14 protein-coding genes and 1 pseudogene are annotated in these 20,564 nt (G+C 73.6%); 10 read left to right on the top strand and 5 right to left on the bottom strand.

From position 1 onward, the window contains the following. The first annotated feature begins 259 nt into the window (after nt 1-259). Nucleotides 260-2,923, top strand: coding sequence for a DUF6493 family protein (locus tag ACBR40_RS46515; RefSeq protein ID WP_371252895.1), 2,664 nt, complete (start codon nt 260-262; stop codon nt 2,921-2,923). Nucleotides 2,924-2,939: 16 nt separating this feature from the next. Here ACBR40_RS46515 and ACBR40_RS46520 read toward each other — a convergent pair whose 3' ends face one another. Both ACBR40_RS46520 and ACBR40_RS46525 read right to left on the bottom strand, forming a co-directional pair. Further along, nucleotides 2,940-4,049 carry a DUF5925 domain-containing protein gene (locus ACBR40_RS46520; protein WP_091075230.1) on the bottom strand — a complete coding sequence of 370 codons (1,110 nt, stop codon included), beginning with the start codon at nt 4,047-4,049 and terminating at the stop codon, nt 2,940-2,942. Nucleotides 4,050-4,108: 59 nt separating this feature from the next. After that, nucleotides 4,109-5,629, bottom strand: coding sequence for a protein kinase (locus ACBR40_RS46525; protein WP_371252896.1), 1,521 nt, complete (start codon nt 5,627-5,629; stop codon nt 4,109-4,111). A 95-nt stretch (nt 5,630-5,724) separates the two neighbouring features. On the opposite strand from ACBR40_RS46525, the gene ACBR40_RS46530 reads away from it, so the two are divergent. The 5 genes from ACBR40_RS46530 (at nt 5,725) to scpA (ending at nt 13,354) form a co-directional block, all read left to right on the top strand. Continuing rightward, nucleotides 5,725-7,593 carry a potassium transporter TrkA gene (locus ACBR40_RS46530; protein ID WP_371252897.1) on the top strand — a complete coding sequence of 623 codons (1,869 nt, stop codon included), beginning with the start codon at nt 5,725-5,727 and terminating at the stop codon, nt 7,591-7,593. A 42-nt stretch (nt 7,594-7,635) separates the two neighbouring features. After that, nucleotides 7,636-8,574 carry an S-methyl-5-thioribose-1-phosphate isomerase gene (gene mtnA / locus ACBR40_RS46535; protein WP_364445175.1) on the top strand — a complete coding sequence of 313 codons (939 nt, stop codon included), beginning with the start codon at nt 7,636-7,638 and terminating at the stop codon, nt 8,572-8,574. Between the two features lie 80 nt (nt 8,575-8,654). Continuing rightward, nucleotides 8,655-9,431 carry an N-acetylmuramoyl-L-alanine amidase gene (locus tag ACBR40_RS46540; RefSeq protein WP_364445174.1) on the top strand — a complete coding sequence of 259 codons (777 nt, stop codon included), beginning with the start codon at nt 8,655-8,657 and terminating at the stop codon, nt 9,429-9,431. Nucleotides 9,432-9,491: 60 nt separating this feature from the next. Next, complete coding sequence (locus ACBR40_RS46545) at nt 9,492-11,204, top strand: methylmalonyl-CoA mutase subunit beta (protein WP_371252898.1); 1,713 nt, start codon at nt 9,492-9,494, stop codon at nt 11,202-11,204. Further along, a complete protein-coding gene (scpA, locus tag ACBR40_RS46550; protein ID WP_371252899.1) occupies nt 11,201-13,354 on the top strand; it encodes a methylmalonyl-CoA mutase in 2,154 nt (717 codons plus the stop codon). The genes ACBR40_RS46545 and scpA overlap by 4 nt, the downstream gene beginning before the upstream one ends. On the opposite strand, the gene ACBR40_RS46555 is transcribed toward scpA, so the two are convergent. Further along, on the bottom strand, nt 13,332-15,389 hold the full coding sequence (locus tag ACBR40_RS46555; RefSeq protein WP_371252900.1) for a protein kinase: 2,058 nt from the start codon (nt 15,387-15,389) through the stop codon (nt 13,332-13,334). The genes scpA and ACBR40_RS46555 overlap by 23 nt on opposite strands. Before the next feature lie 76 nt (nt 15,390-15,465). On the opposite strand from ACBR40_RS46555, the gene meaB reads away from it, so the two are divergent. From meaB to ACBR40_RS46570, 3 genes are read left to right on the top strand one after another with little or no spacing between them, the layout of a single operon-like run. Then, nucleotides 15,466-16,494: a methylmalonyl Co-A mutase-associated GTPase MeaB gene (meaB, locus tag ACBR40_RS46560; RefSeq protein ID WP_344205757.1), complete on the top strand. Its 1,029-nt coding sequence runs from the start codon at nt 15,466-15,468 to the stop codon at nt 16,492-16,494. A 49-nt stretch (nt 16,495-16,543) separates the two neighbouring features. Continuing rightward, nucleotides 16,544-17,164 (top strand): TetR/AcrR family transcriptional regulator, encoded by a 621-nt coding sequence (locus ACBR40_RS46565; protein ID WP_344205759.1) that lies wholly within the window; start codon nt 16,544-16,546, stop codon nt 17,162-17,164. Further along, entirely contained in the window at nt 17,161-18,237 is a 1,077-nt protein-coding gene (locus tag ACBR40_RS46570; RefSeq protein ID WP_371252901.1) for an acyltransferase, read from the top strand. Before ACBR40_RS46565 ends, ACBR40_RS46570 begins: the two co-directional genes overlap by 4 nt. Before the next feature lie 18 nt (nt 18,238-18,255). Here the strand turns inward: ACBR40_RS46570 and ACBR40_RS46575 are convergent, their stop codons facing one another. Both ACBR40_RS46575 and ACBR40_RS46580 read right to left on the bottom strand, forming a co-directional pair. Then, complete coding sequence (locus tag ACBR40_RS46575; protein WP_371252902.1) at nt 18,256-20,010, bottom strand: long-chain fatty acid--CoA ligase; 1,755 nt, start codon at nt 20,008-20,010, stop codon at nt 18,256-18,258. Nucleotides 20,011-20,061: 51 nt separating this feature from the next. After that, nucleotides 20,062-20,226 (bottom strand): hypothetical protein, encoded by a 165-nt coding sequence (locus ACBR40_RS46580; RefSeq protein WP_344205762.1) that lies wholly within the window; start codon nt 20,224-20,226, stop codon nt 20,062-20,064. Nucleotides 20,227-20,348: 122 nt separating this feature from the next. Here ACBR40_RS46580 and ACBR40_RS46585 point away from each other — a divergent pair. After that, nucleotides 20,349-20,564 (top strand): annotated as a pseudogene (locus ACBR40_RS46585) (pyroglutamyl-peptidase I); the annotation flags it as partial.

Consider the following 20,564-nt stretch of genomic DNA (forward strand, 5'->3'; position numbering starts at 1 on the left):
CCTTGTCCGGGTGGGTGGGGAGGCGGATGGGCCTGAGCGAGCTCCCGGGCTCCCCGCTCCTCCTCCTGGGAACGTCGCTCGGGCGGGTGGGGCTCCTGCTCCGAGCCCCGCCCTCGGGCATCCCACTCCGGGCACTTCTCTCTCCGGGGACCTTGCCCGGGCGGAGGGGCTTGATGAGGCTCCTGCCCCGAGTCCTGTCACCCCGGCCCCCTCTTTTCCTGGGGACCTTGCCCGGAAAGGGGCGTGGGCGGGGGCGGTGGTGGCGATCGACAGTGGGGATCCGGGGCTTGTCGCCGACCACATCCTGAGCCTGGACGCGGCAGGACGTAAGGCGGTGGCCGCCGCACTGCCGGCGCATCTCCCCGTCGTACGGGGCAGCGCCGCACCCGGCGACGAAGCATGGATCGACCCCATGCGCGTCGCCGGCGCGGGCACCATCTCCGGCGCCGCCGCCACCGTCGCCTGGCTCAACCGCCGCGACTTCCATTACCGCCGCCACGAGGCCCCCGACGCCACCCCCATCCTGGTACGCGTCCTGTCGACCCGCCCGCCCGCCTGGCAGGCCGACTTCGCCACCCGCGCCGCACTCAAGCTCCCCGGACGCATCCGGGGCGCCCACCTTCGCTCCGGCGACGCGGGCGCCCTCGCGCTGGCCATGCTGCGCCACACCGGCGTCACCCCGCCCGAGCACGACCCCCTCGTGGTCGAGTGGGCCGCGCGGCCGCCCACCGCCGTCGGGCTGAGCCGCGACCCGCTGCTCGGCCACCTGCTGCCCCGGCTGTTCGAGGCGGAGGGCGTCGGCAGGGCGCTGCGCGACGAAAGCGGTGACCGTTCCGGCGCCTGGCTCGACGCGCTCACGACACTGGCCGGCGCGGGGGCCATCGACCGTGAGCTGCTGCTCGACGGCTGCGTACGCCGGTTCCTGCGCGGCGGCCCCGTGGTCGGCCTGCGCTTCTTCGCCCGCCTGCACGAGCGATTGGAGCCCACGTACGACGAGGTGCGCGAGCGCGCCCCCGCCTACCTGCGCCTGCTTCCCGCCGCGCCGGGCTCGGTCGCCGACCTGGCGCTGCGCCACCTGCGACGGCTCGCCGAGCTGGGGCCGGAGGACGTGGGGGAGGCGGTGCGGGCGCTGCTGCCCCGCCCGGAACGCCGGCTGGTGACGGCCGGGCTCGCCTGGCTCGACGAGTACGCGCGCGACCGGCACGCCGGGCTGGACGCGTTCGCGCCCGCGCTGGCGGACGCCTTCCGCTGCCCGTCGGCCGACGTGCAAGGGCGTGCGGTACGGCTCGCGGTCACGCACGCCGGGCAGTTCGGGCCCGAGGGCGTCGCTACCGTCCGGGCCGGAGCCAGGGTGCTGCCCCGGGACCTCGCGGAGACCCTGGCGGCGGCGTTCGGCGGCGACGCGCACGCGGGGGTGCGGCGCGAGCACGACGGTTTCGTCCCCGTCCCGCTGCCCGCCCCCCGGCCTCTCGCGCCACTGCCGCCCGCGCCCCGAGCCGCCGCCGACCTCGCGGAGCTCCCTCATCGGGACGACTGGCAGGCCATGGAACGGTGGCTGGCGGCCGTCGTACGGCTCCACGGCGAGGACCCCGGCGGCCTCGCAACAGCTCTGGCCGGACGCACCACCCGGAGGGCGGGAACCGGCGGCCCTCGCCACGAGATCGAGGCGTACTCGGAGGCGATCGCCGCCCTCATAGCGGAGGGGCCGGCCGACCGGCCTGCGGCCCCGCCCGTGGATCGGCTTGCGGGCGAGTCCGTGGAACGCCGTACGGGCGGGCCTGCTGATTGGCCTGCGGACGAGCCCGTGGACCAGCTCATGGACCGGCCGGAAGACCCCTCGCAGGGGCTTGCCGGGGAATCCCTGGACGGGGGCGTGAGCTCACTCGCCGGGAGGTCCCGTCTGCCCGCGCCCCACCTGTTCCTGCTGCGCCGCTGGGCCGAGGTGCGCGAAGGGCTGCGTGAGGGGACGTTGCCGCCGTTCCTGCTGGCCGAGCCCACCGAGCCGACCGGTCACCTCGATCCCGCCGAGCTGGTCGCCCGGTTGGAGTCGTACGAGCGCGCGGGCGTTCAGGCCATGCCCGCCGATCTGCAGCAGGCGCTGCTCCGGTTGCCCCGTGCCGTATCGCCCGAGGTGGTGGCCAGGGCCGGCGTGCTCACCTCAGCGGCAGGACGCGCGGCGGCCCACTGGATGGACAGCGCCCGCCCCGAGCCGTTGACCACGATCGACTGGCCGGACGAGGGGTCGGGCGCTCTCGTGCCGCGCGTCCAAGCCGCCGCCACCGGGCTGCCGCTGATCGACCTGCTGTTCGCCGGCCCCGGGCCGCATCCGGGCGAGGAGCACGGCGGCTGCCTGTCGTGGTGGCCGTACGTCATGCCGTCGGACCGGGAGGTGGTCGCGCAGCACTACCTGCCCCACCTGCGCGCTCGCGAGCGCGTCGGGCCGGGTGAGGCGCTGGCGCTCGCGGCGGCCGGCGGGCCGCCGGGGGAGGGCGTCGCGCTCGTGCTGGCCCACGTCGCCGCGGACCGGGTACGGGACGGCGCCCCGGAGCGGCGGGCCCGGCCGGTGGTGGAGCTGGCGGCGCGGGGCGAGCTGGACGGGGCCGGGCTCGGGCGGCAGCTCGGCCGGCTGCTGCGCCGGGGCTGGTGCAAGCCGGGTCCCGCGCTGGAGACGCTGGAGGCCGCGGCGGCGCTGGGCGCGCACCGGCAGGTGTGGGAGGTCGTGACCGGGTTGCTGGAGACGTTCCTGCCGGGGCCGGAGGAGCGGCCGGCCGCGCGGCACGCGCAGGTGCTCACGTTCGCCCTGCGCGCGGCACGATGGGCCGGGGCGCGCGGGGCGGTGCCGCGCGTCGCGGAGGCCGCCGCGCGCCGGGCGTCGAACAACTTCGTACGCGAGGCGCGGCGGCTCCACACCCATCTGACGTGAGCCGGTGTGCCGGAGCTCAGAGGTAGAGGCCGGTGGACTCGTCGCCCTGGGCGGGGGTGAACTCGCGGCCGGCGCGCAGCGCGTACAGCTCCGCCAGGGTCGCCCCCGACGGGCCCACGCCGTCGGACCTGCCGAGCCAGGCGACGGCCTCGTCCCTGCTCAGCGGCCCGACCTCCAGCTGGGTCAGGCACCGCCCCGGACGGACGACGGCCGGGTGGAGCCGGGCGAGGTCCTCGTTGGTGGTGATGGCCACCAGCACGTCCCGGCCTTGGCCGAGCAGGCCGTCGGTCAGGTTGAGCAGCCGCGACAGGCCCTGACCCGCCTGCGCCTTCGCGCCCGAGCTGATCAGCTCGTCGCAGTCCTCCAGGACGAGCAGCCGCCAGCGCTGCGCGTCCTCGTCGGTGTCGTAGCCGACCGCCACCTCCATGAGGTAGCCGGGCTCGTTGAACAGGCGCTCCGGGTCGAGCACGCAGTCGACCTGGCACCACTCGCGCCACTGCTTGGCGAGCGTGCGCAGCAGCGTGGTCTTGCCGGTGCCGGGCTGGCCGTGCAGCAGGATGAGCCGGCCGTTGACGTCGGCCGGGGTGATCGACATCAGCCGGTCGAGGGCGGGACGCACCTTGCCCGAGTAGTTCTGGCTGATCTCCGGCCAGGGCTGGGCGGTGATCGGCTTCTCCGAACGCGTGCCCCCGTGCGTGCCCCGCCACCAGAAGCCCATGTCGACGTGGTCGGCCTCGGGCACGGCCTCCTCGGCGCCTTCGATGCTCTCGCGCAGCACCGACTTGGCCAGCTCCTCGTCGATCGCCGTGACGCTGACCGTGGCCGTGCGGTTGCGGTGGCGCACCACGCGCAGCGTCCAGCCGTCGCCGCAGATGAGCCGCGACTCCGTGCCGTCCTCGACCCGCGCCGTACGCAGCACCCGGCCGCCCTTGGGGGCGAGCGGCGCATCGGAACGCACGCGCTCCAGGTTCGCCAGCCGGGACCACGGCTGGGCGCCCGTCGCGAACGGCGACAGCGCCAGGGCGTCGATCACGTCGATGGCGGAGTCGGCGTCGTCGATCCAGATGTTCATCGGAAGCTCCGAAGACTCCGGGCTGGGGAACGGCACCTCCTTAATCACAGACATAGCGTCCATGATCTAGTCAGCCGGGCTCAAATGTCGAAGGTTTTTGCCTGCCGATCTGGTTAGTTCTTGCTGAGCGAACCGGTCTGCGTGACGAGGCCGAGGCCCGGCTCGTCGCGCCAGGTGTAGCCGAGCGTGCCGTCGGAGCGCAGGTCGAGCCAGATGGTGCCGGCGATGCAACCGCCCTCGTTCGCGCCGAGCGAGAAGGTGAGCCGGGTGTCCTCGACCTGGGTGAGGGTGATCGTGCCCTTGCACTTGCCCCCGTTGTTGTCCTCGCGCCATTCGGCGGTGGACTCGCCCTTCTTCATGCGTACCTCGTTGTCGGCGCCGTCGCCGTCCAAGGGGTTGGTGCTGGTGGTGTGGCCGGACCAGTGGCCCGCGAAGGCGGCCGGGATCTTCGGGGCGGCGGCGGGGCGGGAGGGGGCGCTGGTGCCGCTGCCGGAGCCCGGGGTGGCGGGGTCGACGGGGGATGTGGTGGCGGGCGGGGCGGCCGACGGGGAACGGCCGGTGTCGGTGAGGCGGTCGGGAGGCCGGTTCAGCAGGACGACGGCGACGACGGCGGACGCCGCGAGGACCGCAGCCACGCCCACCGTGCCCATGACCAGCCCCCGGGGCCGGGAACGGCCCGGCACGGTGTCGGCCTGCGGACGCGGAGACGCCCCCACGGGCGCGGAGCCGCCGGGAGAAGCCGAGGGCCGAGCGACGGGAGGGGCGTCAGAAGGGGCGGCCGGGGGGAGGGCGCCGCGAGGGGCCGAAGGGTGGGAGCCGGGAGGGACCGAGGGGCGGGAGGGGCCTGGGGCGACGAGGGCGACCATCAGTTGTTGTGCGGTGGGCCGGCGTCCCGGCTCCTTCGACAGGCAAGCGGCGAGCAGCTCCCGCAGCCGCCCCGGTAACGCCGACAGATCGGGCTCGGCGTGCAGCACCCGGTGCAGCACCGCCGGCACGGTGTCGGCCCCGAACGGGCTCACCCCCGTCCCCGCGTACACCATCGACGCCGCCCACGCGAACACGTCCGAGGCCGCCGAGGCGGGCGTGCCGTTGATCTGTTCGGGCGCGAGGTAGGCGGGCGTCCCGATGATCCCGGACGTGAGCGTCGCCGAGCCCTCCGCCCGCGCGATGCCGAAGTCCACCACGCGCGGCCCGTCCGGCCCCAGCAGGACGTTGCCGGGCTTGAAGTCGCGGTGCACGATCCCCGCCGCGTGGATGGCGGCCAGGGCGGTGGCGGTGCCGACGACCAGCCGTTCGAGCTCGCCGCCGCGCAGCGGCCCGCGTTCGCGCACCCGCTCGGCCAGCGAGGGGCCGTCCACGTACTCGCTCACCACGTACGGCCGAGGCCCGTCAACGGAGGCGTCGAGGACCCGCGCCGTGCAGAAGGAGGCGATGCCCTCCAGCGCGTCGAGCTCGCGGGCCAGCCGGGCCCGCGTCTCCCGGTCGCCCGCGCTCAGCAGTTTGACCGCGACCGGGTCGCCGCCCCCGGCCGGATGCGCGAGGTAGACCACGCCCTGCCCGCCCTCGCCGAGCCGCCCGGCCAGGCGGTATCCGCCCAGCGATTCCGGGTCGTCCGGGGCGAGGGGGTGCACCATGGCGGATACGTTACCGGTCCTCCTGCGTCGGGAAAGATCGCCAGGTACCTTGTTGCCCCGTGTCAAACAGCTCCTTACACGGAGGTAACGGGGAAATGTCCAGGGTCACGGTCCGTGAGCGCCTGCGGTACTGGTTCGACAACACGATGTCCAAGGGCACCGCCTCGCTGATCGGGTGGCTGGCCGTCGTGTCGGTGGCGCTCATCGTGACGGTGACCGGGTTCGCGCTGTGGCTGGCGCCGGGCGAACCGGACGGCACGGGCCGCGTGGGCGAGGTCTTATGGATCACGCTCATGCACGCGCTCACCCCGAGCAAGGTGGCGAGCGACAAGGGCTCGGTCGCGTACATGGCGGTGATGTTCGCCGGCTCGCTCGGCGGCCTGTTCATCGTCAGCATGCTCGTCGGCCTGCTGTCCAACGGGCTGAAGCAGAAGGTGGACCGCCTGCGCAGGGGGCGCTCGCGAATCGTGGAGTCCGGCCACACGGTGGTGCTCGGCTGGTCGGACCAGGTGTTCACGATCGTGGGCGAGCTGGTCAAGGCGCACGCCAGCCAGAAGCGGTCGGCCGTCGCGATCCTCGCCGACCGCGACAAGCTGGACATGGAGGAGGACCTTCGCGAGCACCTCGGTGACCTCGGGCGTACCCGGCTGGTCTGCCGCACCGGCAAGCCCACCGAGCCGCACGACCTCGCGCTCATGAACCTCGCCGCCGCGCGGAGCGTCGTCGTGCTCTCGCCCGAGGGCGAGGACCCCGACGCGCACGTCATCAAGATCCTGCTCGCGCTGGCCAAGCGCGAGGGCGCGCACCCGCCGGTGGTCGCCGCGCTCACCTCCGGCCGCAACCTCGCCGCCGCCCGCCTGGCCGGCGGCCCCGACGTGCACCTCGTCGACTCCGACGACACCGCCGCCCGGCTCATCGTGCAGTCCTCCCGCCAGTCCGGCCTGTCCGTGGTCTGCATGGACCTGCTGAACTTCGACGGCGGCGAGATCTACCTGCGCACCCCGAAGAAGCTCGTCGGCGTCACCTACGGGGAGGCGCTGCACGCCTACCAGACCGCCTGCGTGATCGGCCTGCGCCGCCCGTCCGGCGTCGTGCTCAACCCGCCCGGCGACACCGTGATCGGCGCGGACGACCAGGTCATCGTCATCGCGGCCGACGACTCCCACGTACGTCTCGCCGCCGCCGGCCCGTCCGTGGACGAGTCCGCCATCGCCGCTCCCGCCGGGAGGCCGGCCCCCGCGCCCGAGCGCACGCTGCTGCTCAACTGGAACGGCCGCGCCGAGCGGATCGTCCGTCTCCTCGACGCCTACGTGGCGCCCGGCTCGGTCCTGGAGATCGCCGCCGGCGACCCGAGGGCCGGCGCCGGGCTGACCGGGCTGCGCAACCTCACCGTCAACGTCAAGGACTGCGACACCACCGACCGCTTCGCGCTGGAGTCGCTCGGCGTCGGCCTGTTCCAGCACGTCATCGTCCTGTCCGACGACCGGTTCGACCCGCATCACGCGGACACGCGCACGCTCATGACCTTGCTGCAGCTCCGGGACATGCAGAGCGCGCTCGGCGAGCACTACTCGATCGTCAGCGAGATGCACGACGAGAACAACCGCACTCTCGCCGAGGTCACCGAGGCCGACGACATCGTCATCAGCGACACGGTCATCGGCCTGCTCCTGGCCCAGCTCGCCGAGAACCGTCACCTCGCCGAGGTGTTCGGCTGCCTCTTCGACTCGCACGGCTCGGAGATCTATCCCCGCCCCGCCTCCTCGTACGTCAGGATCGGCACGGAGGTGACGTTCTCCACCGTGATCGAGGCCGCGCGGCGTCGCGGCGAGTCCGCCATCGGCTACCGCTCCTGCGCGGGCCGCGACGACCCGCCGCACTACGGGATCGTCCTCAACCCGGGCAAGTCCGACCCGATCGTCTTCGGCGAGGGCGACGCCGTCATCGTCCTCGCCGAACACTAGGGCCGAACTCCAGGATCGCCCCGACCCGTTACCGTTTGTGCCGTGAGGACCATCGACTGGGTGGACGGCGCGATCGAGCTGATCGACCAGACGCTGCTCCCCGACCAGTGCGTGACGTTACGCGTCCACACCGTGGACGAGCTCGTCGACGCGATCCGCCGGCTCGCCGTGCGCGGCGCGCCCGCCCTCGGCGTGGCCGGCGCGCTCGGCGTCGTGCTCGCCGACGGCGACCCGGAGCTGATCGCCCGGCTGCGCGCCGCCCGCCCCACCGCCGTCAACCTCGCCTGGGGCGTCGACCGCGCGGCCGCCCGCCTCGGCGAGGGCAGGGAGGCCGTGCTCGCCGCCGCGCTGCGCCTGCGCGACGACGACATCGCGGCCTGCCGGGCCATGGGGGAGCGCGGCGCCGACCTGCTGGAGGGCGACCGGCTGCGGATCATGACCGTGTGCAACACCGGCGCGCTCGCCGCCGTCGAGCACGGCACCGCGCTCGGCGTCGTCCGTACGCTGCACGAGCGTGGCCGGCTGGCCGAGGTCCTCGCGCTGGAGACCCGGCCGCTGCTGCAGGGGGCCAGGCTCACCACCTGGGAGCTGGCCGGGATGGGCGCGCCGCACCGCCTCGTCGCCGACTCGGCGGGGCCCTACCTGCTGGCCAGGGGCGGGGTGGACGCGGTGCTCATCGGCGCCGACCGCATCGCCGCCAACGGCGACACCGCCAACAAGATCGGCTCGTACGCCCTCGCGCTCGGCGCCGAACGCGCCGGCGTCCCGTTCTACGTCGTCGCGCCCGAGTCCACCATCGACCCCGGCACCCCGACCGGCGAGCACATCGAGATCGAGGACCGCGGCCCCGGCGAGATCGTCTCGGTCAGGGGCGTGCGGGTCGCACCGGAGGGCACCGACGCGATCAACCCGGCCTTCGACGTCACCCCGCACGACCTCATCACCGCGATCGTGACGGAGAGCCGGGTGATCCGGCCCTAGGCAAATCCGCCAACTCCGGGACCTGTCCGCGTATCCCTTGTTACGCTCAGTATTCCCCCGCACTAGTCTCGGAGTTCGTCTTGGCCATCGACCTGGTGTCACGGCGCGACTGGAACGCCCGCGCCCCCCGCGGAGACTACTCACAGCTCGACTCCGCCAAAGGCGTGAAGGTCCACTACACCGGCGGCAGGGTCGATCCCGGCATCGTGAGCGACCACGGCGCGTGCGCGGCCCTGGTGCGCTCCATCCAGACCCACCACATGGACGGCAACGGCTGGGTCGACATCGGCTACTCCTTCGTGGCCTGCCCGCACCGCAAGGTGTTCGAGGGGCGCGGCCTGCACCACCTGCCCGCCGCCAACGGCCCCGGGCTCAACGCCGGCCACTACGCCGTGCTCGGCCTGGTCGGCAACACCGGGCTCGTGCAGCCCACCGACCTGATCCTGCACGCCATCCTCGACGCGGTCGAGCACGTACGCGCCCGCGGCGGCGCCGGCAAGGAGATCAAGGGGCACCGCGACGGCTACTCCACCGACTGCCCCGGCGAGCCCTTGTACGCCTGGGTGCGGCGGGGCGCGCCCCGGCCCTCGGGCGGAGCGGAGCCGCCTCCGTCCGGGCCGGTCGCGCCGCCGTTCCCCGGGCGGCTGCTGTCGTACCCGCCGGTCATGCGGGGTGACGACGTACGCACCTGGCAGGGTCGCATCCGGCAGCGCGGCTTCGACCTCGACGCCGACGGCGCCTACGGCCCGGCCTCGCGCGCCGCCTGCCTCGCCTTCCAGCGGCAGCAGGGCATCGCCGACGACGGCGTGGTCGGCCCGCTCACCTGGCGGCTCACCTGGGAGGCCCCGCAAAGCTGATCAGGGTGTCGGGGGCCCCTGGGGTGCTGGTTCCTACCGGTTCCGCCTACTATCCGAGACATGGAACTCGCAGCGGGGTTCACGCCCACGACCCGTGACGACTGGCGGGAGCTGGCGTCGGCCGTCCTGCGCAGGTCCGGGATCGAGGCGGGCTCGCCCGAGGAGGCGCTGTCCACCCCCACCTACGACGGGCTGACGATCGCGCCCCTCTACGACCTGGACGACCTGCCCGGCGACCCTGGGTCGCCCGGTGCGCCGCCGTACGTGCGGGGCGCCCGCACCGTCCCCCGCTGGGACGTCCGGCAGCGGCACGCCGCGCCCGACCCCGAGGCGGTGCTGGCCGACCTGGAGAACGGCGTCACCTCGCTGTGGCTGGTCGTCGGCGACGGCGCGATCCCGCCGGAGGCGCTGGCAGACGTGCTCAAGGACGTGCTGCTCGACCTGGCCCCTGTGGTGCTGGAGGCGGGCCCGCGCACCCGGGAGGCCGCCGAGGCGCTGCTCGCGCTGGCCGCCGAGCGGGGCGTCGCGGTCTCCGGCAACCTGGGGGGCTCCGGCGCGGCCGGGGCGGAGCTGGCGGTGCGGTGCGCCGCCGAGTTCCCCGGCCTGCGGGCCGTCACCGTGGACGCCACCCGCTGGCACGACGCGGGCGGCGGCGACGCCGACGAGTTGGGCTGTTCGATCGCGCGCGGCGTGGCCGAGCTGCGCGAGCTCACCGGGGCCGGCCTCTCCGTCGAGCAGGCGCTGGGGCAGATCGACTTCCGCTACGCCGCCACCGACGACCAGTTCGCCACCATCGCCAAGCTGCGCGCCGCCCGGCGGCTGTGGTTCAGGGTCGCCGAGGTGTGCGGCGCGCCCGAGCACGGCGGTCAGCGGCAGCACGCGGTCACCAGCTCGGCCATGATGACGGTCCGCGACCCGTACGTGAACCTGCTGCGCACCACCGTCGCCTGCTTCGCCGCCGGGGTCGGCGGGGCCGACGCCGTCACCGTGCAGCCGTTCGACGCCGCGCTCGGCCTGCCGGACGGCTTCTCCCGCCGCCTCGCCCGCAACACCCAGGCCCTGCTGCTGGAGGAGGCGCACCTGGCCCGCGTGCTCGACCCCGCGGGCGGCTCCTGGTACGTCGAGCGTCGCACCGCCGACCTGGCCGAGCGGGCGTGGGCGTGGTTCCAGGAGATCGAGGCCGCCGGCGGCGCCGACGCGGCAGAGGAGCTGATCGCGGCCCGCGTGGCCGTCACCCGCGAGCGGCGCGCCGCCGACGTCGCCCGCCGCCGCTTCCCGATCACCGGCGTCAGCGAGTACCCCGACCTCGGGGAGCGGCCCGTGAGCAGGAGCGGGAACGGCATCGCCACGCCGCGCTACGCCGAGGAGTTCGAGGCGCTGCGCGACCTCGCCGAGTCACTGCCGGAGCGGCCCAAGGTGTTCCTCGCCACGATCGGGCCCGTCGCCGCCCACACGGCGCGGGCCGCGTTCGCCGCCAACCTGTTCCAGGCCGGCGGCTTCGCGACCGAGACCGCCGGGCCGGGCGCCGACCCCGAGCAGATCGCCACCGCCTTCGCCGTCAGCGGCGCCCGCGTCGCCTGCCTGTGCTCCAGCGACCGGCTGTACGCCGAGCACGCCGCCCCCGTGGCCGCCGCGCTCAGGCGGGCGGGGGCCAGGCGGGTGTGGCTCGCGGGCCAGGGCGTGTACGACGGCGTGGACGGCACCGTGCACGCCGGCTGCGACGCCTTGCATGTGCTGCGCACCACCTATGACGACCTGGGGGTGACCCGATGATCCCGGACTTCTCCGGCGTACCGCTCAACGGCCTGGCCAAGGAGCCGGGACGGCGGCCCGAGCCGGACGGCGAGATCTGGGAGACGCCGGAGGGCATCGCGGTCAAGCCCCTCTACACGGCGGACGACCTCGACGGGCTCGACTTCCTGCGCACCTATCCCGGCGCGGCGCCGTACCTGCGCGGGCCGTACCCGACCATGTACGTCAACCAGCCGTGGACCGTCCGCCAGTACGCGGGCTTCTCCACGGCCGAGGACTCCAACGCCTTCTACCGGCGCAACCTGGCGGCCGGGCAGAAGGGATTGTCGGTCGCGTTCGACCTGGCCACCCACCGTGGCTACGACTCCGACCACCCGCGGGTGGCGGGCGACGTCGGCATGGCGGGGGTGGCGATCGACTCCATCTACGACATGCGCCAGCTCTTCGACGGCATCCCGCTGGACCGCATGTCGGTGTCGATGACCATGAACGGCGCCGTCCTGCCCATCCTGGCCCTCTACATCGTGGCCGCGGAGGAGCAGGGGGTGAAGCCGGAGCAGCTCACGGGGACCATCCAGAACGACATCCTCAAGGAGTTCATGGTCCGCAACACCTACATCTATCCGCCGGCCCCCTCGATGCGCATCATCTCCGACATCTTCGCCTACACCAGCGAGAAGATGCCGAAGTTCAACTCGATCAGCATCTCCGGCTACCACATCCAGGAGGCCGGGGCCACCTGTGACCTGGAGCTGGCCTACACGCTGGCCGACGGCATGGAGTACCTGCGGGCCGGGGTCGCCGCTGGAATGGACGTCGACCGGTTCGCGCCGCGGCTGTCGTTCTTCTGGTGCATCGGCATGAACTTCTTCATGGAGGTCGCCAAGCTCCGCGCGGCCCGTCTGCTGTGGAGCCGCATCGTCAGGGACATGGGCGCCAAGGACCCCAAGTCGCTGAGCCTGCGTACACACAGCCAGACCTCCGGCTGGTCGCTCACCGCGCAGGACGTGTTCAACAACGTGGCCCGTACGTGCGTCGAGGCGATGGCCGCGACCCAGGGCCACACCCAGTCGCTGCACACCAACGCCCTGGACGAGGCCCTGGCGCTGCCCAGCGACTTCTCCGCGCGGATCGCCCGCAACACCCAGCTCCTGCTCCAGCAGGAGTCGGGCACCACCCGCGTCATCGACCCGTGGGGCGGCTCCTACTACGTCGAACGGCTCACCCACGACCTCGCCGAGCGGGCGTGGCAGCACATCGAGGAGGTCGAGGCGGCCGGCGGCATGGCCAGGGCCATCGAGGCCGGGCTGCCGAAGCTGCGCATCGAGGAGGCCGCGGCCCGCGCCCAGGCCCGCATCGACTCCGGGCGGCAGCCGGTCATCGGCGTCAACAAGTACCGGACCGGCGACGACCAGGTCATCGACGTGCTCAAGGTGGACAACAGCGCGGTCCGCGGCCGGCAACTGGAGAAGCTGGCCAGGCTGCGGGCCGAGCGGGACGCCGACGAGGTGCGGCGCGCACTCGACGCGCTCACCGCGGCCGCCGGGAACCCGCAGGCCGGGCTGGAGCACAACCTGCTCAAGCTGTCCGTGGACGCCGCCCGCGCCAAGGCCACGGTGGGGGAGATCTCCGAGGCCCTGGAGCGGGTGTTCGGGCGGCACGCCGAGCGGGTCCGTACCATCTCAGGCGTGTATCGCGACGAATCGGGCCCCGCCGAGAACATCGAGCGCGCGCGCCGCGCCTGCGCCGAGTTCGAGCGGGCCGAGGGGCGCCGGCCCCGCATCCTGGTCGCCAAGATGGGACAGGACGGGCACGACCGCGGCCAGAAGGTGATCGCGACGGCCTTCGCCGACCTCGGTTTCGACGTGGACGTCGGTCCGCTGTTCCAGACGCCGGAGGAGGTCGCGCGGCAGGCCGTGGAGGCCGACGTGCACGTGGTCGGCGTGTCCTCGCTGGCCGCCGGGCACCTGACGCTGGTGCCCGCGCTGCGCGAGGCGCTGGCCGGGCTCGACGCCGGCGACATCATGATCGTGGTCGGCGGCGTCATCCCGCCCGGCGACCACGACGAGCTGCGTGCCGCGGGCGCGTCCGCGATCTTCCCGCCGGGCACGGTGATCGCCGACGCCGCGCTCGGCCTGCTCGACCAGCTCAGCCGGCGGCGCACAGCGTGAGCGTGACCGACCGCTGGACGACGACCGGGGACGTGATGCGCAGCGTGACGCGGCGGGTGGCGCCCTCCGGAGGCGGGTCCGCCGTCAGGGCCCGCGGTGAGGTCAGGTAGCGCTGGCCGTTCCCGGGGATGAGCGTGGAGGCGGTCGCGCCCGCGGGCGTGCCGTCGACCAGCCACGCGTAGCGGATGGTCAGCGGGCCGCCGGTGCGGGCGGCCAGGGCCCGTACGGTGACCTCGCCGGGGGTCCAGCAGCCGTCGTTGCCGGTGCCGTGCGGGCGCAGGCGGGTGACCTGGAGCCGGGCGGGGCTCGGCTCGGCGGCGCGGCTGCTTTCTGGCGGGGCGGCGGGAGGCCCGGGGCGCGGGGGCTCGGTGGGGGTGAGCCAGACGATCGCGGCGGCCAGGACCGGCACGAGAACGCCCGAGACGGTCGTGATGAGCGCCATCCTGACCCGCCTTCCCCTGCTCGTGGGGGTGGCCGGCGCGTCGCCGGCGACGAGGACATTCACGAACGCCGACCGCTGCCCCTCCTCGACCCGCGGCTGCTCGAAGCGATGGAACGCCGTCCAGTCGGGCGGGGGAGCGGTCGCCCGCCCCTGACCGGGCTGCGCGGAGGCCGCGAAGGGACGCACCAGGAGCGTCCCGGTCTCCCGCGCCCGCGCCGCCGGCGACGGAAGGCCCGACTCCGGGGACGGAACGTGCGGCCCCGGACGCGGGGACTGCGGGTCGGGATGCGGGAGCTGCGGGTCCTGGAGCGGCGCCTGTGGGCCCAGATCCGGGAACTGCGGGCCCCGGAGCAGGGCCGCCGGGTCCTGGCGAGAGAGCTGTGGATCCGAATGGGGGAGGCGCTGGTCCGGGAGCGGGGGCTGTGGGTCCTGGCGCGGGTGCTGCGGAGCCGGATGCAAAAGATGCGGGTCCGGGCGCGAGGCGTGAGTGGCCGGGCGCGGGAGCTGTGGGTCCGGATGTGGCAGGTGCCGGTCCCGGGGAGAGGCGTGGGGCGCTCGGAGGGGGAGGCTCGGGGGGCGGAACTCCTGGGTGGCGGCTGGGGTGGCGAAGTCGTCGTCCGGTGTGGGGGCGGCGGTGCCGATGAGGTGCAGGAGCACCTCGCGCATGGTCGGGCGGGCCGCCGGGTCCTTGGCCAGGCAGGCGATCACCACCTCACGCAAGGGTGCGGGGAGTCCGTCCAGTCGTGGCTCGCCGCGCAGCACCCGCTCGGCGATCTCGGCCGGGGGACCGTCCCCGAAGGGTGGCACCCCGGTGGGGGCGAACCCGATCATCGCAGCCCAGGCGAACACGTCGGCCGGCGCGCCGCCCGGCAGCCCGGCGATTTGCTCGGGCGCCAGATAAGCGGGCGTTCCCCCGCCGTCCGGCAGGTCCGCGGGCGTTCCGACGGCGTCCGGCAGGTTCGCAGGCGTTCCGACCCCGCCCGGCAGGCCGGCGGGCGCCCCACCGCCACCCGGCAGGCACGCGGGCGTCCCCCCGCCACCCGACAGGTACGCGGGCGCCCCGGCGCCGCCCGCCCTCGCTGTCCCGGTGCCATCCGCCGCCGTCCCGGCCCCGCGCACCACCTCCCCGTACGCCCCCGCGATCCCGTAGTCCGCCACCAGCGCCCCACCAGGCCCCAGCAGCACGTTGGCCGGCTTGAGCGCCAGATGTGCGATGCCCGCCTGGTGCAGGGCGTTCAGCCCGGTCGCCACCGCGACGGCGAGCCGGGGCAGCTCGCCCGCCGGGGCGGGCGCGGCCTGCTCCAGGGTGGGCCCGTCCACGTACTCGCGCACCACGTACGGCCGCTCGCCGGTCGCCGCGTCCAGCACCCGCGCCAGGCAGGACGGCTCCATCCGCCGCGCCACGGTCAGCTCCCTGACCAGCCGCTCCCGGTCGGCCAGGACCTCGGGCAGCAGCTTGACCGCGACGGGCCTGCCGTCGCGCCCCCGGCCGAGATAGCCGGCGCCGCGCCCGCCCGAGCCGAGCCGCCCGACGAGCCGATAGGGTCCGGCGGCAGCCGGGTCGCCCGCGCGCAGCGGTTCGACGTTGGGCATGAGGGGAGTGACTCCTGTGACGGCTGAGACGGGAACCCCAGCACCATACTGGCAAAGTCAACATCTGTCAGAAGACATGATGACCAAGAGGGAGAAAGGGGTGCGGGGCGTGCACTCGCTGGAGGATTACGCCGACGGCGTCCGCGCGGGCTCGCGTACGTGGATCGCCCGCGCGATCACGCTGGTCGAGTCCACCAGGCCCGACCACATGGCCCTTGCCCAGCGACTGCTCGTCGAGCTCACCCCGCTCACCGGCCACGCCCGCAGGATCGGCGTGTCCGGTGTGCCGGGCGTGGGCAAGTCGACGTTCATCGACGCGTTCGGCACGATGCTGACCGGGGAGGGGCACAAGGTCGCCGTCCTGGCCGTGGACCCGTCCTCCACCCGCACGGGCGGCAGCATCCTCGGCGACAAGACCCGTATGTCCCGGCTGTCCGTTGATCCCGCGGCCTTCATCCGGCCCTCGCCCACGTCGGGGACGCTGGGCGGTGTGGCCAAGGCCACCCGGGAGGCGATGGTCGTGGTGGAGGCGGCCGGGTTCGACGTGGTGCTCGTCGAGACCGTCGGCGTCGGCCAGTCGGAGACCGCCGTGGCCGACATGGTGGACACGTTCCTGCTGCTCACCCTGGCCCGTACCGGCGACCAGCTCCAGGGCATCAAGAAGGGCGTGCTGGAGCTGGCCGACGTGATCGCGGTCAACAAGGCCGACGGCGAGTACCAGCTGCCCGCCAAGAAGGCGGCCAGGGAGCTGGCCGGCGCGCTGCGCATGCTGCGCTCCGACAGCACCCCGCCGCCCGTGCTGACCTGCAGCGGCCTGACCGGCGACGGCCTGGAGAAGCTGTGGCGGCACGTCGTGGCGCACCAGGAGTCGATCGACCTGGCCGCCAGGCGCCGGGCCCAGCAGGTCGGCTGGACGTGGACGATGGTCCGCGAGCGGCTGCTGGCCGAGCTGCGCGACGACCCCGAGGTGGCCGCCATCAAGGACGAGGTGGAGCGGCAGATCCTGGACGGCTCGCTGACCCCGGCGCTCGCCGCCGACCGGCTCCTCTCGGTCTTCAAGCGGCCCTGTTCACGCCCCCTCGAAGGCGGCCCCGCCACCTCCTGATCTGAACGCCGCACACGCGTTTCCTGACCGCGCGTGCTAGATTTTGGCCATGCGGTCAGAAAATGAGCCAACTGGTCAGAAATCGCGGTCGTTCATCGAGGACGCACGGAGGGCTCAGATCGTCGCCGCGGCCATCGACGTGATCGCCGACGTCGGGTTCGCCCAGGCGTCCCTGGCGCGCATCGCCAGGCAGGCCGGCATCAGCAAGGGGCTCATCTCCTACCACTTCGCCGGCAAGGAGGAGCTGATGACCGAGGTCGTCGTGGTCACCTACACCGCCATCGCCGACCACGTCCTGGCCGCGATGCAGGGCGTCGAGTCGCCCAGGGAGCTGCTGCGCACGCACGTGCTGTCCGTCGCCGCCTACATGCGGGGGCAGCGCAAGGGGCTCAAGGCGCTGGGCCAGATCTTCGGCAACCTGCGCGACGCCGACGGCAGACCCCGCTTCGGCATCAGGACCAACGACGAGATCTACCGGAGCCTGGAGAACATCTACCGCGCCGGCCAGGCCGCCGGGGAATTCCGCGACTTCGACGTCCGGGTGATGGCCGTCACCCACTCCGCCGCGGTGGACGCGATGTTCGCCTACTGGGTCGAGCACCCCGAGCACGACCTGGACGAGCACGCCCGCCAGCTCGCCGACCTCCTCGAAAGGGCATGTGTCACATGAAGACCGAGGCCACCGGCACCACAGGCACCAGGATCCTCTCCCTCGACAACTTACGCGTCGCGCTCACCGCGCTGGTGGTCGTCCACCACGCCGCCATCACCTACTCCCACATCCCGCTCTGGTACTACAGCGAGCCCGCCCAGGACCCCTCGGGCTTCCTGCTGGACGTCCTGCTCGTCGTGAACCAGGCGTTCTTCATGGGGTTCTTCTTTCTCATCTCCGGCTTGTTCACCCCCGGCTCCTACGACCGCAAGGGCGCGGGCCGCTTCCTCGTCGACCGGATGCTCCGGCTCGGCGTCCCGCTGCTGGCCTACGTCGTGCTGCTGCGACCGCTGGTAATGCTCGGCCACTACCTCCAGGACCCGGACGTCCCCTACTGGCAGCACTACCTCGACACCTTGGACGCGGGCCCGATGTGGTTCGCCGAGGTGCTGATCGTCTTCGCGCTGGCCTACGCCGGCTGGCGGGCGCTGCGCGCGCCGCTCCCCGCCCGCCCGGCCCCGCTGCGGCCGCGCTGGATCGTGCTGTTCACGCTGGGGCTGGCGGCGGCCACGATCCTGTGGCGGATCCCGGTGCCCACCGGCACCTACGCGCTGGGGCTGCCGACGCCGGACTTCATGCCGCAGTACGCGGCCATGTTCGTGCTCGGCTGCGTCGCCCACCGGCGCGGCTGGTTCGAGACGCTGCCGGTGCGCGCGTCCCGCGTGGGCTTCGGCGCGGCCGGGGTCGCCACGGTGGCGCTCATGCCGGTGGCGCTCGGCACGGGGCCGCTGGCCCCGGCCGCGATGAGCGTGTGGCAGTCGGTCTTCGCGGTCGGCATGATCATCGGCCTGACCGTGTGGTTCCGCGAGCGGTGGAACCGGCAGGGGCCGCGCGGCCGGTTCCTGTCCCGGCACGCCTACGCCGTCTACGTCGTCCACCCGCTCGTGCTGGTCGGCCTCGGCTGGGCGCTGCGCTGGCTGTCCGCGCCCGCCGCGGTCAAGTTCGTGATCATGCTGGTGCCGGCGCTGCCCCTGTGCTGGGGGCTGGCCTTCCTGGTCCGGCGGCTGCCGGGGGCCGATCGCGTGCTGTGACCGGCCCCCGGGACGTGCTCAGCCGTCGTAGAAGCCGTCCAGGGTCTTGCCGTGGCGCTCTTCGACGATCTTGCGGCGGATCTTGAGGCTGGCGGTCAGCTCGCCGCTCTCCACGGTGAAGTCCTCGGCGAGGATCGCGAACTTCTTCACCGTCGCGTAGCTGGCCTGGTCGGCGTTGACCTGGTCGATCGCCTTCTGGATCTCCGCGCGCATGCGCGGGTGCTCGCGCAGCGCCTCGGCGTCGGCCGGCAGCGACTCGGCCGCCGCCCACGGCGCGACCACGTCCATGTCGAGCGTGACCAGGGCGGTGACGTAGTTGCGCCGGTCGCCGTGGACGAACACGTGCGACACGTACGGGCAGGCCGCCTTGATCGAGCCCTCCAGGTGGGTCGGCGCGACGTACTTGCCGCCGGAGGTCTTGATCAGCTCCTTCTTCCTGTCGGTGATGCGCAGCCGGCCGGCCTCGTCCAACTCGCCGATGTCGCCCGTGCGCAGCCAGCCGTCCTCCAGCGCCGCCGCGGTCTCCTCGGGCAGGCCGTGGTAGCCGCGCATGATCCCGCGCCCGCCGATGAGGATCTCGCCGTCGTCGGCGATGCGCACCTCGGTGCCGGGCAGCGGCGGGCCCACCGTGCCGAAGCGCGGCGAGTCCGGCCGGTTGAGGAAGCTGCCCGCCGACGACTCGGTCAGGCCGTAGCCTTCGAGGATCGTCAGGCCGGCCGCGTCGAAGAACTCGGCGATGTCGGTGTTGAGCGGGGCCGCGCCCGAGATGAAGTAGCGGACCCGGCCGCCGAAGCGCTCCCTCAGCTTGGCGAAGACGAGCCGGTCGGCCAGCGCGTACTCGGCGCGGGTGGTGAGCGGCAGGCTCGCGCCGCGCTGGCGGGCCCGGCTGACCCGGATGCCGGTCCTGCGCGCCCACTCGAAGATGCGCAGCTTCGCGCCGCCCTCGCGCCGCATGGACGCGGCCACGGTGTTGTGGATCTTCTCGAAGATGCGCGGCGCGGCGGCCATGATGGTCGGCCGCACCACCCCCAGGTTGTCGGCGATCTTGTCGAGCCGGCCGTCGATCGCGGTCGGCACGCCGATGCCGATCATCACGACCTCCAGCAGCTTGCCGAACGAGTGCGACAGCGGCAGCCAGAGGAAGTGCAGGTCGGCGGGGGAGATGAGACCGAGCTGCCGGACCGCGTCGGCGGCGTACAGCCAGTTGTCGTGGGTGAGCTCCACACCCTTGGGCCGGCCGGTGGTGCCGGAGGTGTAGATCAGGGTGGCGAGGTCGTCCTCGGTGATGGCGTCCACCATGGCGTCGTAGTCGCCCTCGCCGGTCACCGAGCCGAGCGGCACCACCCAGTCGTCGTCTCCCGGGGAGCCGTCGACGACGATCACCTGCGTGACGCCGGACAGCTCCTGCCGGACCGAGCGCAGCTTGGCCACCTGCTCGTCGTTCTCGGCGACGACGATCGTGCTGCCGGAGTCGGTGATGACGAAGGCCGCCTCGGCGGCCGTGTTGGACGGGTAGATCGTCGTCGTGGCGGCGCCGGTCGCCAGCACGGCGAGGTCGGCGAGGATCCACTCCAGCCGGGTCGAGCACAGGATGGACACCCGTCTGCCGGGGCCCGCTCCCAGTGCCGCCAGGCCGAGTGCCAGCCCGCGCACGCGCTCGCCCACCTCGCGCCACGTCAACGACTCCCAGCCGTCGTCGGTGGGCACGCGGTACGCCTCGGCGTCGGGGGTGGCCGCGATCCGGTCGCGTAACAGGGCGGGGATGCTCGACATGCCTGTCCTCCAGAGGTGCTGTTGTGCCGACTCTAGGCCGGGAGGCCGCGATCAGTCGACGGTCCGGCCCCGCGGCTGGATCGCGGCGACCGTTCCCGGGGTGCGGACCTCCCACGCGCCGCAGGCGCAGCGGAGGTAGCACACCACGCCGTCGGAGGTGCGGTGGGAGGAGACGACGGTCAGGGCGAGGGGGTCGTGCCGGTGTCCGGGGTGCATGATTCCAACCTGAGGTAAGGACCTTGTTCAGTTCAACACTTACAACCTGCTTCGCCGGCCGTGACCCGCACGTGGGCCATCATGGATGAGCCCCTTCCCCCTGCCCGAGAGGAAATCCCCCGATGCGCGTGCTGCTCACCGGATTCGAGCCGTTCGGCGGCTCCGCCGTCAACCCGTCGTGGCAGGCGGTGCGGCTGGCCGAGGCCGCGCCGCCGGAAGGGGTGTCGCTGACCACGGCGCTGCTGCCGGTGGTCTTCCACGACGCCATCGCGCGGCTGCGCGCGGCCGTCGAGGAGTCCGGCGCGGACGTCGTCATCTGCGTCGGGCAGGCGGGTGGG

Source organism: Nonomuraea sp. AD125B, from assembly GCF_041402765.1.
Classification (GTDB): Bacteria; Actinomycetota; Actinomycetes; order Streptosporangiales; family Streptosporangiaceae; genus Nonomuraea; species Nonomuraea bangladeshensis.

What these genes read in the sequence shown, in the direction of transcription:
- ACBR40_RS46520 (WP_091075230.1), bottom strand. Translation starts at nt 4,049, where the DNA reads ATGTCTGTGATTAAGGAGGTGCCGTTCCCCAGCCCGGAGTCTTCGGAG.
- ACBR40_RS46530 (WP_371252897.1), top strand. Translation starts at nt 5,725, where the DNA reads ATGTCCAGGGTCACGGTCCGTGAGCGCCTGCGGTACTGGTTCGACAAC.
- scpA (WP_371252899.1), top strand. Translation starts at nt 11,201, where the DNA reads ATGATCCCGGACTTCTCCGGCGTACCGCTCAACGGCCTGGCCAAGGAG.
- ACBR40_RS46570 (WP_371252901.1), top strand. Translation starts at nt 17,161, where the DNA reads ATGAAGACCGAGGCCACCGGCACCACAGGCACCAGGATCCTCTCCCTC.
- ACBR40_RS46575 (WP_371252902.1), bottom strand. Translation starts at nt 20,010, where the DNA reads ATGTCGAGCATCCCCGCCCTGTTACGCGACCGGATCGCGGCCACCCCC.
- ACBR40_RS46565 (WP_344205759.1), top strand. Translation starts at nt 16,544, where the DNA reads ATGCGGTCAGAAAATGAGCCAACTGGTCAGAAATCGCGGTCGTTCATC.
- ACBR40_RS46545 (WP_371252898.1), top strand. Translation starts at nt 9,492, where the DNA reads ATGGAACTCGCAGCGGGGTTCACGCCCACGACCCGTGACGACTGGCGG.
- ACBR40_RS46555 (WP_371252900.1), bottom strand. Translation starts at nt 15,389, where the DNA reads ATGCCCAACGTCGAACCGCTGCGCGCGGGCGACCCGGCTGCCGCCGGA.
- ACBR40_RS46525 (WP_371252896.1), bottom strand. Translation starts at nt 5,629, where the DNA reads ATGGTGCACCCCCTCGCCCCGGACGACCCGGAATCGCTGGGCGGATAC.
- meaB (WP_344205757.1), top strand. Translation starts at nt 15,466, where the DNA reads ATGATGACCAAGAGGGAGAAAGGGGTGCGGGGCGTGCACTCGCTGGAG.
- ACBR40_RS46580 (WP_344205762.1), bottom strand. Translation starts at nt 20,226, where the DNA reads ATGCACCCCGGACACCGGCACGACCCCCTCGCCCTGACCGTCGTCTCC.